This window comes from Paraburkholderia sp. (assembly GCF_049581445.1).
Lineage (GTDB): Bacteria > Pseudomonadota > Gammaproteobacteria > Burkholderiales > Burkholderiaceae > Paraburkholderia.
The window spans coordinates 1-16267 of sequence record NZ_JBAURZ010000287.1 but is presented as its reverse complement, the minus strand read 5'-3'; the positions used below and the strand labels follow the sequence as shown (position 1 = coordinate 16267).

General features: G+C 60.4%; 14 protein-coding genes and 2 pseudogenes. 8 read left to right on the top strand and 8 right to left on the bottom strand.

What is annotated here, in order from left to right:
• The 4 genes from WCA85_RS23760 to WCA85_RS23745 all read right to left on the bottom strand — a co-directional run.
• The coding region (locus tag WCA85_RS23760; protein WP_424067300.1) for an epoxide hydrolase N-terminal domain-containing protein at window positions 1–317 on the bottom strand (317 nt) is incomplete at its 3' end.
• 410 nt (window positions 318–727) lie between these two features.
• On the bottom strand, window positions 728–2152 hold the full coding sequence (gene cysS / locus WCA85_RS23755) for a cysteine--tRNA ligase (RefSeq protein ID WP_424067299.1): 1425 nt from the start codon (window positions 2150–2152) through the stop codon (window positions 728–730).
• A gap of 308 nt (window positions 2153–2460) precedes the next feature.
• Entirely contained in the window at window positions 2461–3303 is an 843-nt protein-coding gene (locus WCA85_RS23750) for a class II aldolase/adducin family protein (protein ID WP_424067298.1), read from the bottom strand.
• Window positions 3304–3332: 29 nt separating this feature from the next.
• Window positions 3333–4652: an MFS transporter gene (locus WCA85_RS23745; protein WP_424067297.1), complete on the bottom strand. Its 1320-nt coding sequence runs from the start codon at window positions 4650–4652 to the stop codon at window positions 3333–3335.
• A 152-nt stretch (window positions 4653–4804) separates the two neighbouring features.
• Here WCA85_RS23745 and WCA85_RS23740 point away from each other — a divergent pair, with 152 nt between their 5' ends.
• Entirely contained in the window at window positions 4805–5704 is a 900-nt protein-coding gene (locus WCA85_RS23740) for a LysR substrate-binding domain-containing protein (protein WP_424067296.1), read from the top strand.
• 276 nt (window positions 5705–5980) lie between these two features.
• Window positions 5981–6949, top strand: a complete 969-nt coding sequence (locus tag WCA85_RS23735; protein ID WP_424067295.1) for a hypothetical protein — start codon at window positions 5981–5983, stop codon at window positions 6947–6949.
• On the opposite strand, the gene WCA85_RS23730 is transcribed toward WCA85_RS23735, so the two are convergent.
• Window positions 6946–8439 (bottom strand): HAMP domain-containing sensor histidine kinase, encoded by a 1494-nt coding sequence (locus WCA85_RS23730; RefSeq protein WP_424067294.1) that lies wholly within the window; start codon window positions 8437–8439, stop codon window positions 6946–6948. The genes WCA85_RS23735 and WCA85_RS23730 overlap by 4 nt on opposite strands.
• Window positions 8436–9185: a response regulator transcription factor gene (locus tag WCA85_RS23725; protein WP_424067293.1), complete on the bottom strand. Its 750-nt coding sequence runs from the start codon at window positions 9183–9185 to the stop codon at window positions 8436–8438. The genes WCA85_RS23730 and WCA85_RS23725 overlap by 4 nt, the downstream gene beginning before the upstream one ends.
• 185 nt (window positions 9186–9370) lie before the next feature.
• Between WCA85_RS23725 and msrB the strand changes: the two genes are divergently transcribed.
• Genes msrB through msrA form a run of 3 tightly spaced genes read left to right on the top strand, consistent with a single transcriptional unit; the run spans window position 9371 to window position 12664 of the window.
• Window positions 9371–9883, top strand: coding sequence for a peptide-methionine (R)-S-oxide reductase MsrB (gene msrB / locus WCA85_RS23720; protein WP_424067292.1), 513 nt, complete (start codon window positions 9371–9373; stop codon window positions 9881–9883).
• A gap of 48 nt (window positions 9884–9931) precedes the next feature.
• Complete coding sequence (locus WCA85_RS23715; protein WP_424067291.1) at window positions 9932–11866, top strand: cytochrome c biogenesis protein DipZ; 1935 nt, start codon at window positions 9932–9934, stop codon at window positions 11864–11866.
• A gap of 57 nt (window positions 11867–11923) precedes the next feature.
• The gene (msrA, locus tag WCA85_RS23710) at window positions 11924–12664 is read left to right on the top strand and encodes a peptide-methionine (S)-S-oxide reductase MsrA (RefSeq protein WP_424067290.1); all 741 of its coding nucleotides are present in this window, start codon (window positions 11924–11926) and stop codon (window positions 12662–12664) included.
• Window positions 12665–12801: 137 nt separating this feature from the next.
• On the opposite strand, the pseudogene WCA85_RS23705 reads toward msrA, so the two are convergent.
• Together WCA85_RS23705 and WCA85_RS23700 are read right to left on the bottom strand one after the other, a co-directional pair.
• A pseudogene (locus WCA85_RS23705) lies at window positions 12802–12975 on the bottom strand (DUF779 domain-containing protein); the annotation flags it as partial.
• Window positions 12974–13117, bottom strand: a pseudogene (locus WCA85_RS23700) (aldehyde dehydrogenase family protein); the annotation flags it as partial. The pseudogenes WCA85_RS23700 and WCA85_RS23705, both read right to left, overlap by 2 nt.
• A 167-nt stretch (window positions 13118–13284) precedes the next feature.
• Here WCA85_RS23700 and WCA85_RS23695 point away from each other — a divergent pair.
• The 3 genes from WCA85_RS23695 to WCA85_RS23685 all read left to right on the top strand — a co-directional run.
• The gene (locus WCA85_RS23695) at window positions 13285–13638 is read left to right on the top strand and encodes a gamma-glutamylcyclotransferase family protein (protein ID WP_424067289.1); all 354 of its coding nucleotides are present in this window, start codon (window positions 13285–13287) and stop codon (window positions 13636–13638) included.
• A 290-nt stretch (window positions 13639–13928) separates the two neighbouring features.
• Window positions 13929–15059, top strand: a complete 1131-nt coding sequence (locus tag WCA85_RS23690) for an FAD-dependent monooxygenase (RefSeq protein ID WP_424067288.1) — start codon at window positions 13929–13931, stop codon at window positions 15057–15059.
• Window positions 15060–15295: 236 nt separating this feature from the next.
• A partial coding sequence (locus WCA85_RS23685; RefSeq protein ID WP_424067287.1) for a cache domain-containing protein occupies window positions 15296–16267 on the top strand: 972 nt, incomplete at its 3' end.

Here is a 16267-nt window from a genome sequence, read left to right as displayed (position 1 = left end):
TCGGTGCTCCAGTAACGCGCGACTCTCTGCATGGTGGCGAGTTGCACGCCTTGCGAGGCATCCGTGACGGTTTCGCGCTCGGGCCACCGTGTTGCCTTGATGCGCCTTTTCAGGTCGACAAGTTGCGCTTCAGGCACCTTCACGTGAAGCGGGCGAATGGCGTCCTTGTTACCGCCTGCGGGTGGTGCAATTTCAGTGATGGACTGACCCGTTTCGGCAAAGGCGAGCTGACTCAATGCGCCCGCAGCAAGGGCCGCTGCTGCGACACCAATAAAACGACGGCGCGACGGGGTCTCGGGAAGAATATCGGTTGGCATACTGACTCCAGATGGTAATAAGCGTACGCAGGCGAGCGATAAGTGCCATAGCAATCCAATAAGGATCAGACATCTTCAAAGTTGCTTACCTGAACCGCTTAATGCCGGCAGCCAGTCGGTAAACCTCAATTCGCCACAGCCTCGATTGACCGCAAACCGGTGCTTGCGGTATGTCGGGCCATTATGTGTAGGGGAGCACGCAGCGTAAACGCAGACGCAGGCACAACACTTGTGTCACTCAGGAAAAAGCCGTATTTGACGACAATTAGCCGGTTTTTCCTTTGCGATGTCGGCATCATCCACCAGCAGTGCTAACCGTGACCGCGCGCAACGAGCTGAAAATGCCGCTGTGTTGACGGTCATCGCTACCGTTGGATAGGCTGCGCTACGGGCTGATTGCGCCCTGTGCGTCACTGCGAATCGCGCTGCTCCTCCATTGGGACGATCCGCTGTCCCTTTGGGTCGTCTTCGACGCGCCAGCCTAGCGCAGCGAGTGCGTCGCGCAGATGGTCGGCTTGCGCCCATTGCTTTGCGATACGCGCGCTGCGACGCCGCTCCGCCAGCGCGGCGACTTCAGCGGGGATCTCACTTGCCGCATCGCGTTGATGCGCAGGGCGCAGTCCGAGCACCGTGTCGAAGCGATCGACCGTCGCGCGTTTCACCGCAGCGGGCAGGTCGCTACGAACCAGTTCCCACAACACGGCCAGCGCGCGCGGCAGGTTCAGGTCCTGATCGACCTCTGCGGAAAAACGCGCGAGATAGCGCTCGTCCGCCGCGCCATTGGCGGTCAAACCTGGAGACACGTCCTCGTCGCGCAACCATTCTGCGTAGACCCGGCGCAGGCGATCCAGCGCAACCTGCGCACCGTCGAGCGCATCCCAGCTGAAGCGCAGCTTGCTGCGATAGTGCGCAGTGAGGCACAGGTAACGGTATGCGAGCGGATCGATACCGCGTTCTATCAGCGTTTGCAAACGTAGAAATCCACCGCCCGATTTCGACATCCGGTCCTGATCGAGCATCAGGAAATGGCCATGCATCCAGAAGTTTGCGAGGCGTGTTCCGTGCGCGGCCTGCGTTTGCGCGATCTCGTTGCTATGATGAACCGCGATGTGGTCCTCGCCGCCGCAGTGGATGTCGAACCACGGCCCCAGATAGCGCGCGGACATCGCCGAGCACTCGATATGCCATCCGGGAAAGCCGCGTCCCCATGGGCTGTCCCACTCCATCTGACGCTTTGCGTCGCGCGGGCTGAACTTCCACAGCGCGAAATCGGTGACATGACGCTTGTCGCCGAGTGCGACGCGTTTGCCGCCCTGCAGACCCTCGCGGTCGAGACGTGCGAGAAAACCGTAGTTGTCCTGACGCGACGTGTCGAAGTACACGCCGTCGCTCGTGATGTACATGAAGGCCGCCTGTTCGATGGCGGCGATGAATGCGATCTGCTCAGCGATGTGATCGGTCGCGCGGCACCAGACTGTCGGCTCGAGCAGGTTCAGCGCGTGCCAGTCCCCCTTGAACGCGGCGGTGTAGCGCGCGGCGACCTCCCATGCGGACTCGCCGGTACGGCGGCTGCCTTTTTCCATCTTGTCTTCGCCTTCATCGGCATCGGACGCCAGATGGCCGACATCCGTAATGTTCACGACGTGACGCACCTCGTAGCCGTTGAGCGCGAGGACGCGCCGCAGCACATCCTCGAACACGTAGGTTCGCAGGTTGCCGATATGCGCGTGGTCGTACACGGTCGGACCGCAGCAGTAGAGCCCGACATGGCTTGTCTGCAGCGGTGTGAACGGGCGGATGGCCCGCGACCAGGTGTCGTAGAGCGCCAGCGGCATGTGCGGCTCCTGAAGGAGTGAAATGGATGGATGAGTAAGAAACGAGGCCCGAAAAACACAAAGGCCACCGGTCTTGCGACGGGTGGCCAGCAGGTTCGAGACATGACGATGTCGACGAAATCGGATTGCGCTACGCGCAGCCTCCCACTGGCAGGCTGCGACAGCATGCGAAAAAGTGACGAAGGGGGCGGGTGCGCGTGTTCATTCTAGCGATCGTACCGTCACTTTAGCAGCGGGTCAATCTGGACTGCTGCCAGGTAGCGGCGCCAGGTTGCGCTTTCGCGCAAGCCAGTTGCCGCACCTTGGCCTTACTCAAACATATCCGGCTGCTGAGCGACCAGTTGATCGTAGATCGTCTGGAAATGCAGCCAGCCGATAAACGGGCTACCCACGTGTTCGCGGCTATAACGTGCGCGTTCGGGCGTCACCAGCGTCGGCTTGATGCCTGAAGCTTCGATCAGCAACTGTTGCTGGCAGACCCGTTCCAGCGTGATGAACCAGAACGCGGCTTCGTCGATGCTGTGTCGACTCGCCGTGAGCAAGCCGTGATTCTTGTGAATCGCGGCGCGCACATCCTTGAACCAGGACGCAACCGAGCACCCGGCGTCCTCTTCAACCGCGACCTGTCCCGCTTCATCGTCGATGACGACATGGTCTTCAAAGAAAACAGACGCATCTTGCGAGATCGGGTCGAGCTTGCGGCCGGTCGATGCCCAGGCGGTGCCATAAATGGTATGTGCGTGGCACATCGCGATGATATCCGGGTGCGCTTCATGTACGGCGGCATGCAGGACGAAACCCGCCTGATTGATCGCATAGTCTCCGCCCACCACTCGGCCCTTGTGATCCGCGAGAATCAGATTCGATAATCTGACTTCCGAGAAGTGGACGCACATCGGATTTGTCCAGTACAACTCAGGATGCTCCGGGTCGCGCACTGTGAGGTGGCCGGCGAAACCGTAGTCGAAATGGTGAAGCGCAAATGCCCGGCAGGCGGCGACAAGGTGCTTCTGGCGATACAGCCGTTCCTCGGCAACCGACGCGAACTCCGGAATTTCCGGGAACTTCAGTCCTTCTTGCTTCGGCTGATAGACGGAAATGCGCTTTTTGGCAGTGGGTTTGACGATGGTCTGTTCGACGGTTTCCGACATGATTGTCTCCTTTACAATGCGCGTGAGCATTAGCGATTAACGAGGCGTTTTGGCAGTGTCAGCACCAGCAATCCGCCGATAGTGAGACATGCGGCGAGCGTGTACACACCGAGGTCCGTTGAGTGGGTTTTATCGACGATCCAGCCAATTGCGTAAGGGCTGACGAAGCCGGCCAGATTGCCCACGGAGTTGACGACGGCGACGCCCGTGGCGGCAGCAGCGCCACTCAGCACAGCAGGCGGGAGGCACCAGAATTGCGAAAGCGTGACCATGACGCCGATTGTCGCGACGGTCAGCGCGACCATCGACAGCGCGATGCTCGTATGACCGATGGAAATGCTGACGAGCCAACCTACGGTGCCGATCAGGCCGGGCACGGTGACGTGCCAGCGGCGTTCGCGCCGGATGTCCGAGCTACGACCAATGAGGACCATACCTATCGCCGCAGCCGCATAGGGCAAGGTGGTAAGGAGTCCGATGACCAGTGGTTCCTTGACACCCGATCCCTTGATGAGCGTCGGCAGCCAGAAGCCCACGCCATAGAGACCCATGATGAAGAAGAAGTAGATCCCGCTGAGCAACCACACGATGGGTTTCGTAAAGCCGTCGCGCAGCGAGTGCGACTCTGCACTACTGCTATCTTTTGCGATGTTTGCCGCGAGGAGCGACTTTTCCGAATCGGTGAGCCACTTGGCGTGCTTGATGCCGTCGTCCAGATAAGCGATCACCGCGATGCCCATGACGAGGGACGGCAGCGCTTCAAGAAGGAAGAGCCATTGCCAGCCCGCGAGTCCGTGCGCACCGGACAGTGAATGCAGGATCCAGCCCGACAGCGGACCGCCAATGACACCGGACATCGGAATGCCCGTCATGAACAGGGCCGTGATCTTGCCGCGCCGCTCGGCGGGGAACCAGTAGGTCAGGTAAAGAATGACGCCCGGGAAAAGGCCGGCTTCCGCAAGCCCGAGTGCGAAACGCATGACGTAGAACATCGTCGGTGTTTTGACGAACATCATCGCGCCGGATATTAGTCCCCACGTCAGCATGACGCGGGCAATCCAGAGACGGGCGCCAACCTTATGAAGAATGATGTTGCTGGGGACCTCAAACAGGAAATAGCCAATGAAGAAGACGCCGGCGCCGAGGCCATAGACGGTTTCGCTGAAACCGAGGTCGGACAGCATCTGGAGCTTGGCGAAGCCCACATTGACTCGGTCGAGGTACGCCGCGACATAACAGAGAAACAGAAACGGGATCAGGCGCCACGCGACTTTGGCGTAGATGCCGGATTCGTTCAATGCGACGGGCTCGTACGAGCGCCGCGGTAGCGGGGCGGATGCTTGCGACATGTCTCCTCCAGTTCGACGGCCTTGCTTCAGGCTGTTGTGGGGCGCCGGCATCTTGATGTGCCGGCTTGCTAAACATGATGATCGCCGTACAGGAAGCGGTTGACAAACGACGAGTTTTCACGGAAAGATGAATCTATTTCACCCGAAAACTTATGCGAAAGCTGCCCTCCCTTCAATCCTTGCGGGCCTTTGAAGCTGCTGCGCGGTTGCAGAGTTTCCTGCTTGCTTCTGAAGAAATGCATTTGACGCCCTCCGCGATCAGCCATCAGGTGCGCGGGCTGGAAGCGTATTTGCAGCAGCAGCTTTTTACCCGCAGCAACCGGCGGGTCGAACTGACGGATGCGGGAGCGCGGCTGGCGGCGACGCTGTCCACCGCGTTTGACATGGTCGAGGAGGTCTGTCGTGACCTCGTGCCGAAGGCGGTTACCGAGTCGCTGTCGGTCCATTGCACCCCCAGCTTTGCATCGAAATGGCTGGGGCCGCGCCTGCCCGCTTTCATGCGCGAATATCCTGGTTTGACCATCCGGATGTCATCGAGCGCAGAGGCGGTCGATATGCTGAAACACGCAGAACTGGACGTCGCGATCGCGTACGGATCGGTGCGCCGCCAGGCCGGTGTCGTCATTGAAGCACTTGGCGCGGAAAGAACCGCGCCACTCGCGTCCCCAAGGCTCTTGGACAAGGGGTTCCAGCGTGAAGACATTGCAACGCTGACGTTGATTGAATCGAATCTGAACCCGGTCCGCTGGCGCGACTGGTTCAAACACAACAACCTGAAGATGCCCGACAAGCCGCAGCCGTCATTCGATCGTGCGGCCCTGGTGCTGGCGGCGGCCGTCGATGGATTAGGCGTGGCGCTTGAAAGCGTTCGTTTCGCGGAGCGTGAACTCGCAAACGGCGAGCTCGTCATCGTCGGAGAAGGGATGTACAAGCAAATCGAACGCGAAACCCACTTTTTCTGCTATCGAGCGGCTGACCGGTCCGCGCGCAAGATACAGCAGTTTCATGACTGGCTTCTGCGTGAATCGCAGAACCTTGCTGGCGACAATTAGCTGCAAACGAGCACCCGTATTTATGACGGTATATTTTTCCGCTGGTATACCTGTGCATCCCCTTGCCGTTACCGTTTTCTCCTAGGGCCGGTTTTGAACCTATGCATAAGGTTACGCCACGTTACGACATGGACCGCATACGCCAACGTTGTCATATTTTCGACGGTAAACTCAGAGCCGCTCATTAGTTTGTGAATTCTTCGGGCGTTTGCGCATTGTCCCTTTGCCTAGTTCAAATGCGGATGACAAGCTATGAAGAACGGTCGGTTTGCACGCATGTCGAGGTGGATTGCGGCGTTAGTCGGCGCCGCATTCGTCAGTGCGGTCCATGCACAGGAGCTTTCGGTACTCGGGGGATGGCTACGCGCCGACCGACCCGGGGAGTCGGCTTACTCCTGGGGCTTCACCTATCTGCAAGCGCTCGATGAACACAACGCGCTCAGTTACTCCTGGCTTAACGAGGGTCACGTTCAGGACAATCATCGCGATGGCTTCGCCTTGCAGTACTGGTGGCGCACCGCGTTTTTTGACCAGCGGCTCTCGCTTGCCGCCGGGGTAGGCGGCTATAACTACTTCGACACGATCGCCACCGCCGACGACAAGCGCTACATCGACAGCCATGGATGGGGGGCGATCTTCAGCCTTTCGGCAACCTGGTTTACCGACGAGCGTCTGTTTTATCAGGTGCGTCTCAACGAAATTCTCGCATCTGGCAGCTATAACACGTTCAGCGCGATGTTCGGCATCGGTTACGAACTCGATGCGCCCAAGGGGCACGGCTCGCTCTCCGGGGGCACCAGCGATAGCATGTCGAGCGGCAACCAGATTACCGCGATGGCGGGCTGGACCGAAGTCAACAGCCTTAGCTCCCCCGGTGCTGCCGCGTATGGCTTCGAGTACCGGCATGGCTTTGGGCGCTACATCGACGCAACGATTAGCTGGATCAATGAAGGTCATACGGAGCTCAATACCCGCTCCGGTGCGGCAGCGCAGGTATGGGTGCGCCGCAGTTTCTTCAATGACAAACTGAGTTTGGGAGTGGGCGCCGGGCCTTACTACGCAACCGATACGCACCGCATCAAGGACGGCACGGATACCAGCGGGATCGTCTCGTTGTTACTGACGATGTCGGCTGCGTATAACGTCACCCGACACTGGTACGTGCGCGCGTCGTGGAATCGTGTCATGACGACCTACGACAAGGACAGCGACATCTATCTCGGCGGCATCGGCTATCGCTTTTAAACCGTGGCTCCGGTTGTCTGCGAACTCAAACTCGTAGGGAGTTCGAAGCAAAATACCGCACCCGCCCCAGTATGCTCGACCAGACGAATCTGACTGTGATGCAACTGCAACATGCGCTGCACGATCAGCAGACCGAACCCGCCGCCACGGTGCCCGCCTCCAGAGCTGAAAGGGCGCTCGAATAGGCCATCGCGCAGATTCGCCGGAATACCTGAGCCGGAGTCGCTGACAGTGACCGAGACCTTGCCGTCGCGATACGCGAGGTCAACGCCAATCGTGCCATCAGCGGGTGTATGACGGATCGCGTTGTCGAGCAGGTTAGTCAGCACCCGTTCGATCATGCCGAGGTCAGCGCATACCGTGGGCAAGCGCTGCGGAATTTCGGCGCGCAGATGGATGTGCCGCGCCTCCGCTGGCAACTCGAATTTCTGGAACACATCCTGCACCAGATCGACCAGCGAAAACTCTTCCCATGCCGGTTGCACGTTGCCATGTTCGAGCCTTGCCAGTTCGAAGAGCGCCTGAGCGAGTCGGCCCACCTTGACGCTTTGCGCAAGCGCGATCGCCAGGTAGCGTTTGCGCTCCGTTTCACCGAGCGTGTCGGATTTGAGCGACAGCGTTTCAAGGTAGCCGTGCAGCGAGGTCAGCGGCGTGCGCAAGTCGTGCGAAATATTGGCGAGCAATTCGCGCCGTTGCTGGTCCTGTCTGGTTAGCTCGCGCCACTGTTCACCGATACGTGCAGCCATTTGCGCGAAAGCCGTCTCCAGTACAGCGATTTCATCACGCGTGCCGGCTGAAGACGAACGCGGGACGTGCGGCTGCGTATCCGGCTCGCCGTTGGCGTCGAAGCGGAGCATCGCTGCGGACAGCCGTTTTAAAGGCCGCGTGATGAGCCCGAAAGCCATCAGGCCCGCAATGAGCCCAAGCAGAGTCACGAGTGCCGTGTACCACAGGGTGGTGCGCAAGACCGAACTGGCGCTCACTCGCGCAGCCAGTGCGTCGTGCGCTTCCCCGAGCAGCACGACGTAGATATAACCCGACGGCGCCTGGCCGTTGACCTGTAGCGGCGCGGCGCTGAACACCTTGCGCGTGTCGGTGCTGCGTGGATCGTCGCCGAGAATCGGTAGCGTGTCACCCGCGATGAAGCGGCGAATCGGCGCGAGGTTCACTTGCTCGCGCTTCACATGTCCAATGGGTGCGTCGTCACCCTTGATGCGCCCCTGGTTGTCGAGCAGATACACCTCGACGCTGGGGTTGACCACCATCAGTTGACCGAACAGTTGACGCACGGCGTCAGGCCGCAGGCCGTTCGCATCCATCAGCGGTGCGCTGCGGGCGATGTGGCCGGCGAGATCGCGCGACAAGCCCTGAATCACTTCCTGATCATGCAGATCGCTGGAGCGGATTTGCAGCCATGCCGATGCGCCGCAGCAGGCGAGCAGTAGCGCGGAGAATACGATCGACAGCCGCTGGGTAAGAGTGAGTTTCATGGCGCATCCGTTGGCGTCAGGTCGTGCGCCGATGTGCCGTCAGACAGCACGGCCAGCTTGTATCCGCGCCCCCAGACGGTCAGTATGCGCATGGGCTGAGCCGGATCGGCTTCGACCTTGGCGCGCAGGCGGTTGATGTGCGTGTTGACCGTATGTTCATAGCCCTCATGCTGATAACCCCATACGGCGTTCAGCAGATCCATTCGCGAAAACACTTTGCCGGGCTGTTGGGCGAAGAAATACAGCAGATCGAACTCGCGTGGGGTCAGTTCGATGGGCCGGCCTTCGACAGCGGCCTCGCGCGTCAGTGGATCGATGGTTAGGCCGGCTATCTGCAAGGTGCCGGCGTCGATGCGCGAATCTTTCGCCATCGCTTCGACGCGGCGCAGCAGCGCCTTGACTCGCGCGACCAGTTCCAGCACGGAGAACGGCTTGGCAAGGTAGTCGTCGGCGCCGAGTTCGAGGCCGAGAATCCGGTGCACTTCGCTCGCGCGGGCGCTGGTGATGATGATCGGGGTGTAACGTGTCATCGCACGGGCGCGGCGGCAAATCTCCAGTCCGTCGACGCCGGGCAGCATCAGATCGAGAATGAGCGCATCCCAGTTCCCCTGTTCCAGCAGCCGCAACCCTTCATTGCCGTCGGCGCTGTGCACGACCTCATAGCGTTCGTCCCGCAGATGCAGGGCCAACACGTTGGCAATGTCAACGTCGTCTTCAACGATCAGGATGCGCTTCGGATGATCCATGGAGGTCGTGGTCTGGGGCGGTTAGGGCGGTGGCGCGGCTGGAGCCGGGAATCTGGCCATTGCGCCATTGTGCAAAATTTCCGGGCGGCGAGTTATCACATTTAATTTAACTTTTCGTGAGGACTTTGACACCGCCCGCGCTCTAGGATTGAGCCACGTTCAGCAGATTGGCCCAGGAGCACATCATGCATAGTCGTAGACGCTTTCTATTATCAACCGGCGCCGCCGTGACGGCGCTTGCCGCAGTAAGCCGCTGGCCCCGGTTGGCCGCTGCGTCGTCGGATACCGGCAAGGCAGCCGAAAGCTTCGAGTTCACGCGGACCGAAGCGCAATGGCACCAGCTTTTGACTCCGGCACAGTACACCGTTCTGCGCGAAGAAGGGACCGAGCGGCCCTTCACGAGTCCGCTGAACGATGAGCACCGGGCGGGCGTGTTCGGCTGCGCGGGCTGCCGGCTGGACCTGTTCTCGTCGCGCACGAAGTTCGACAGCCACACTGGCTGGCCGAGCTTCTGGGCGCCGCTCGACCACGCGGTGGTGACACGCGAAGACAGTTCATTCGGCATGTCGCGCACGGAAGTGCATTGCCGGCGCTGTGGCGGCCATCTTGGGCACGTCTTCGATGACGGCCCGAAGCCTACCGGTCTGCGGTATTGCATGAACGGGCTCGCCATGAACTTTACGCCAGCGGCTGCCTGAGTCCCGACGGTACCTCCCATAACCCCTGGAACAACGCCTGGAACCGTCATGTTACTCATCGTTCTCGCCTATCTCGGCGGCGCCCTGACGATCCTTAGCCCGTGCATTCTGCCGGTGCTGCCATTCGTCTTCGCGCGTGCGGATCAACCGTTCGTGCGCAGCGGCCTGCCGCTTCTCGCCGGCATGGCGCTGACGTTCGCCCTCGTGGCGACGCTCGCTGCCATTGGTGGGGGCTGGGTCACGCAGGCCAACCAGTATGGCCGTTGGGTGGCTATCGCGCTGCTCGGCATCTTCGGCCTGACGCTGCTGTTCCCGCGCTTCGCCGACCATCTGATGCGGCCACTCGTCAGCGCCGGTAACCGGCTGACGAACTTCGCGCAGGCCGATGGCAAGCAGACCCGCATTGGTTCGTCGTTTCTGCTTGGCATCGCGACCGGCTTGCTGTGGGCGCCGTGCGCGGGTCCGATTCTTGGCCTGGTGCTGACCGGAGCCGCGCTGCGCGGTGCGAGCGTCGGCACGACGCTGCTGCTCATCGCCTATGCAGCGGGCGCGGCAACCTCGCTCGCGGTGGCGCTGGTGATCGGCGGCCGGGTCTTCACGGCGATGAAGCGCTCGCTCGGCGCTGGTGAGTGGATTCGCCGTGGGATCGGCGCGGCGATGCTGGGCGGGGTGGTGGCGATTGCGTTCGGTCTCGACACGGGTGTGCTGACGCGGATTTCGACCGTTGCGACGGGCGGCATCGAACAGAAGCTGGTGGATCGCCTGTCGCCGCGTGCGATGCCGGCTGGCGCGGCTTCATCAAGTAACGCGGCGGTCAGCACGACGAGCGGTGGCGCGATGATGGCAGCGAATACTGCGGCCGCTTCGGGCGGCGCGATGATGGCGGCAGATACCGCCGCGGTTGCTGGCGCGGGCGCAGACGCTGCAGACACAAATTCAGCGAACGCCGGCGCCGGTGGCGCAATGATGCGTACTTCGCAAGCGGCGTCCGAGGCTGTACCAGCGTTGCCGGTCGAAGGCGTGCTTCCTCCGCTAACCGGCGCGGTGCAGTGGCTCAACTCGCCGCCCCTTACCGCACAAAGTCTGCGCGGCAAGGTCGTGCTGATCGACTTCTGGACGTACTCGTGCATCAACTGCCTGCGTTCGCTGCCCTATGTGAAGGCGTGGGCTGACAAGTACAAAGACCAAGGGCTCGTTGTAATCGGGGTGCATGCGCCGGAATTCGCATTTGAACGCAATATCGACAACGTGAAGAAGGCCACGCATGACCTCGGCATCGATTACCCGGTTGCGATCGACAACAACTATGCTATCTGGCGCTCGCTGAACAACGAGTACTGGCCCGCGCATTACTTCGTCGACGCACAGGGACGTATCCGTTACCACCACTTCGGTGAAGGCGACTATGCACAGTCTGAAAAGGTGATCCAGCAACTGCTGACGGAAGCAGGACACGCCGACGCTTCGAAGATTACGACCGGACTGGCCGTCGGTAGCGCGCAGGGTGTGCTGGCGGCTGCCGACGACCACGACATGAAGTCGCCGGAGACCTACATTGGCTATGCACGCGCCGAGAACTTCGTGTCGCGCGGTGGCGAAACCGAAGACAAGCTCCACACGTACGCCGCGCCCACTGGGCCTGAGCTCAACGAATGGGGCCTCGCCGGCAAGTGGCGGGTGGGCGCCGAGCACGCTACGCTCGGTGCATCGTCCGGCGCGATTGTGTACCGTTTCCACGCTCGCGATCTGCATCTGGTGCTAGGCCCGGACAAGGACGGCAAACCCGTGCGGTTTTGCGTCAGCATCGACGGCAAGGCGCCTGGCGATGAGCACGGCAGCGACGTGAGCGCCGACGGCACGGGCACGGTGACGGAGCAGCGACTCTATCAACTGGTAAGGCAGACCGGTGACATCAAGGACCACACGTTTTCGATCGAGTTTCTGGACCCGGGTGTCGAAGCCTATTCGTTCACCTTCGGCTGAGACCCGGCTCGAAGCCGGGACACCTGAACCCATCATTACCTAAAGAGGTTGACCATCGTGAGCAAGACAGTGACTACCAAGGCTTCCTCGTGGAAGCGCTCCTCCATCGCCAAACTTGCGGGTGTCGTGGCACTCGCGGTAGGCGCGCTTGCAACGCAACGCATTGCGAACTCCGCCGAACCGGCAACAAAGATTCCGGCACCCGCCCAGGATGAAAAAGTTGCCGCTAACCATAGCGAGACCGCCGTTTTTGCGGGCGGCTGCTTCTGGGGCGTGCAGGGCGTGTTCGAGCATGTACGCGGCGTCAAGCAGGTCGCGGCCGGTTACTCGGGCGGCGCGGCCGGCACCGCGCAATACAACACGGTGGAAGAAGGCGATACCGGTCATGCCGAATCGGTGCAGATCACCTACGATCCCACCCAGATCACGTATGGCCGCTTGCTGCAGATCTTTTTCTCCGTGGCGCATAACCCGACGGAGTTGAACTACCAGGGACCGGACCACGGCACGCAGTATCGATCGGCCGTGTTCCCGGTCAACGCGGAGCAGCGCAGCGTCGCGCAGGCGTATATCGCGCAACTCGATCAGGCGCATGTGTTCTCTTCGCCGGTGGTCACCCATGTGGAAGCGTTCAAGGGCTTCTATCCGGCCGAGGCGTATCACCAGAATTTCCTCGCGCTCCATCCTGACTATCCGTACATCGCCATCAACGATATGCCGAAAATTACCGATCTGAAGCGGATGTTCCCGGATATCTATCGCAACGATCCTATACTGCTCAAGACCGCTGCGTCATAAGCCTGCTTCACTTCGACCGCTTTCATTTTGCGCATGGTGTTCATCCTCTTCCTTCCTCGTGAGGAACGGAACGCGCACCGCGCAGTTTCACGTGCAGGCGCGAGAGACCGATGCGAACCCGGACCGTGCGGGTGTCTTCAAGTATCCGCGTGTTCGACGGGATGCTCAGCGAGCCACGCCGATTCGTCATCGTCGAAGAGCCGCGAGCGGGTCAGGAAGCGCAGACCTGTCGGCCTCTCCAGCGAAAACATCCCGCCATTGCCGGGCACGCAGTCGATGATGAACTGCGTGTGCCGCCAGTACTCAAACTTTATGGCCGCCGAACGCCGCATGTGCCGGATAGGCGTGGTAGCAGTTCGTCCATACTCGACCAGCTTGAATCGCGCGGCCGAAACGATACGCGCGTGTGCCGTCGCGTGTCCAGACACCGGCGCCCAGGCCGTACAGCGTGCTCCTCACATAGTTGATATGGAAAAGACCCTGGAACGCGACCGCTATATGCCGCAAAATATTACGCTGATTGGCTGGCCGGTCTGCGAATTTCGGTTTTGCACTGCAAAAACGAGCGGTCCTACAGTGCCAGCTCGTGCCAGCCAGATGCATCCTTACTTGAGGACGCCATGACAACGCAGAGTGAATCCCCTGTACTTCTCTTCTCATACGGGACGCTGCAAGACAAAGCCGTGCAACTTGCGAACTTTGGCCGCGAACTGAACGGACACCCCGACGCGATGCTGGGCTATGTGCAGACATGGGTGGAAATCGTCGATCCGCAGGTGCTCGCAACCAGTGGCAAGACACATCATCCGATCATCAAGCCCGGCGTCGATCCGAAGCAGGAGATCGCGGGGATGGTCTTTGAAATCACGCCAGTGGAGTTGGAAGCAGCGGACCGCTACGAAGTCGCGGACTATAAGCGGGTGAGTGTTACGCTCAAGTCGGGTGCGCAGGCGTGGGTGTATGTCAGCGTGTGAGTTGAACGAACGCTGACACGGTGGGCCGCATTGCTTTATCTGTTTTGCCCCTGAGCGCTCAGGGGCGTGAGCGGAGCCACAGCGCCTCGTAGCCGAACTCAATGTTTCCACTGTAAAAATGTGTTGACGGAACCCGCTCGTTCAGCCAATATGTTTCCACTGGAAATATACTTGATGATTTGGTCGATCAAGTTCACGAGTGGGTATCAGCACGGCAACCACGACCCGAAGATCCGCGGCGAGCCCGATGAGGTGCCACGCGCCAACACGAATGATGACGAGGCTCACGCATGAATGGAAACGTACTGATCTCTGGCGCAGGTGTCGCCGGTCTGGCGGTCGCTTACTGGCTGGATCGCGCGGGATTCACCACGACGCTGGTCGAGCGCTCTCCGGCATTTCGGCGCGGTGGTCAAGCCGTCGACATACGCGGTGTCGCGCTGGATGTCGTCAAGGCGATGGGATTGCATGAGGACGCCCGTGCCTTGCGCACGCAACTCAAGGGCATGTCGATGCTCGATGCTGACGGCAACGAGACGCAACGCACTGAAGAGCGCACCTTCAGCGCCGGCCGGCTCGACAGCGACGACATTGAAATCTTTCGCGACGACCTTTGCGAGCTTCTGATGGGCGCAATGAGCAAGCGCGTCGAGTTCATTTACGACGACAGCATTCGCGCGATCAACGATCACAGCGATGGCGTGGCGGTGAAATTCACCTCTGGCGTGGAGAGGGAATTCGATCTGCTGGTTGGCGCTGACGGCATCTACTCCAACGTCCGCAAGCAGTGTTTCGACAATGAATCCGCGGTTGTCTTTCCGTTGGGCGTGGTCCTCGCGCTTTTTTCGACGCCCAATATGATCGATCTGGGCGCCTGGCAACTCGGGCATCGTGAGGAAGGTGTCGGCTATGTGATCTACCCAAGCCACGACAGGCGCGAACTACGGATTGGCGTTGGCTTCGCCGCGCCCGAACCCGCTGTGTCACGCAGCGATCTGGAAACGCAGAAGCGACTGGTGGCTAGCGAATGCACTCATCTGAAGGGCGATTTCCCGCGCTTCATCGAGGCAATGAAAAAGACCGATCAGTTCTACTACAACGAGCTGGGGCAGATTCGGATGCCGTCGTGGTCCAAAGGTCGCGTCGTGCTTGCCGGTGACGCCGCGCACTGCGCGTCGCCATTCTCGGGGCAAGGCACGAGCCTCGCGCTCGTAGGTGCATTGGTGCTGGTTCGTGAGTTGGTCCGGGACTGGGACGATCCTGCGCAAGCCTTTGCCGCATACGAACACCGCATGCGTCCCTATGTGAATCTCAATCAGGCACTGGTGGACCTGACTCGCAAGGGCCCGACACCCGATGATTTGATGACCGCGGCCAAGAACGGCATTGATCTGAGCGATTTGCTGAAAGAGGTGGCATAGCCTCCGCGCTGGACGGTATCTGACTCATCAATTGTTCGCTTAAGTTTTGCGCACGTTTGCCGTAATCGAGTCATTGTGTACGACGAGCGCGAAACCACGGCCAACCGGACGGGAAGACGGAAATGGCGGGCGGTTTGGCGTTCCAGCGATGAGCCGTTCTGCCAGGCACGCAAGCGTGTTGCTGGCAGCGGCGGGTTCGCGTGAACTGACGATTCCCCTCGGTGAGACTGCCCTAAATGAAGCGATTGACCTTGAACCAGAAGCTCTGGAGCATCCTGGCTCTTCTCTGGTTTGGACTTGCAGTGCTCGTCATTACGAGCGCGTGGATGAGCCGGACCGATATGCTCGAACAGCGCAAGAGCATGCTGTCGCAGCAGATGGACACCGCGCTGGGCGTGATTTCGTACTACCAGAAGAAGGCCGCCGACAACACACTGCCGGTCGCCGAAGCGAAACGTCGGGCCCTTGAAAATCTGCGCGGGCTTCGCTACGGTGCGGACCATAGCGGGTATTTCGGCATCTATGACTCGAATGTGACGGCACTCCTCGTGCCGCCCAAACCTGAACTCGAGTCCAAATCCCAGGCGGCACTGGTTGACCCGAACGGCGTCCATATCGCGGCCGAAATCGTCAAGAGTTCGTCGCCGGGTGGCAATCACTTCAGCGAGTATGTGTGGCCGAAGCCGGGTAGCGACGCCCCGGTGGGCAAGATTACCTGTAGCTATCTCGTCGCTGACTGGGACTGGCACGTATTCACGGGAGTCTACGTGGACGATATCGATCACGCGTTCTATTCGACGCTCCTGCGCGATCTGTTGCTGGCATCGGTCGTGATCGGGGTATTGACCGTCGGCATGCTATTGCTGATCCGCAGTATCCGCACGAGCCTCGGTGGCGAGCCTGAGTACGCGGCGGGGGTATGCAAGCGGATTGCCAGCGGCGATCTTGGCGTGAAGGTTGATCTGCGGCCAGGCGATACCGGCAGTCTGATGGCTTCTCTAAACGCGATGCGTGACAGTCTCTCGCGAGTCGTCGTGGAGGTGCGGGCCAATGCCGAAGGCGTGGCCACCGCGAGCGGAGAGATTGCGCAAGGCAATCTCGATCTGTCGGGCCGTACCGAAGAGCAGGCCGCATCGCTCGAAGAAACCGCTTCGAGCATGGAGGAACTGACTGCCACGGTGCGTCACAATACGGACAATGCCAGGCAG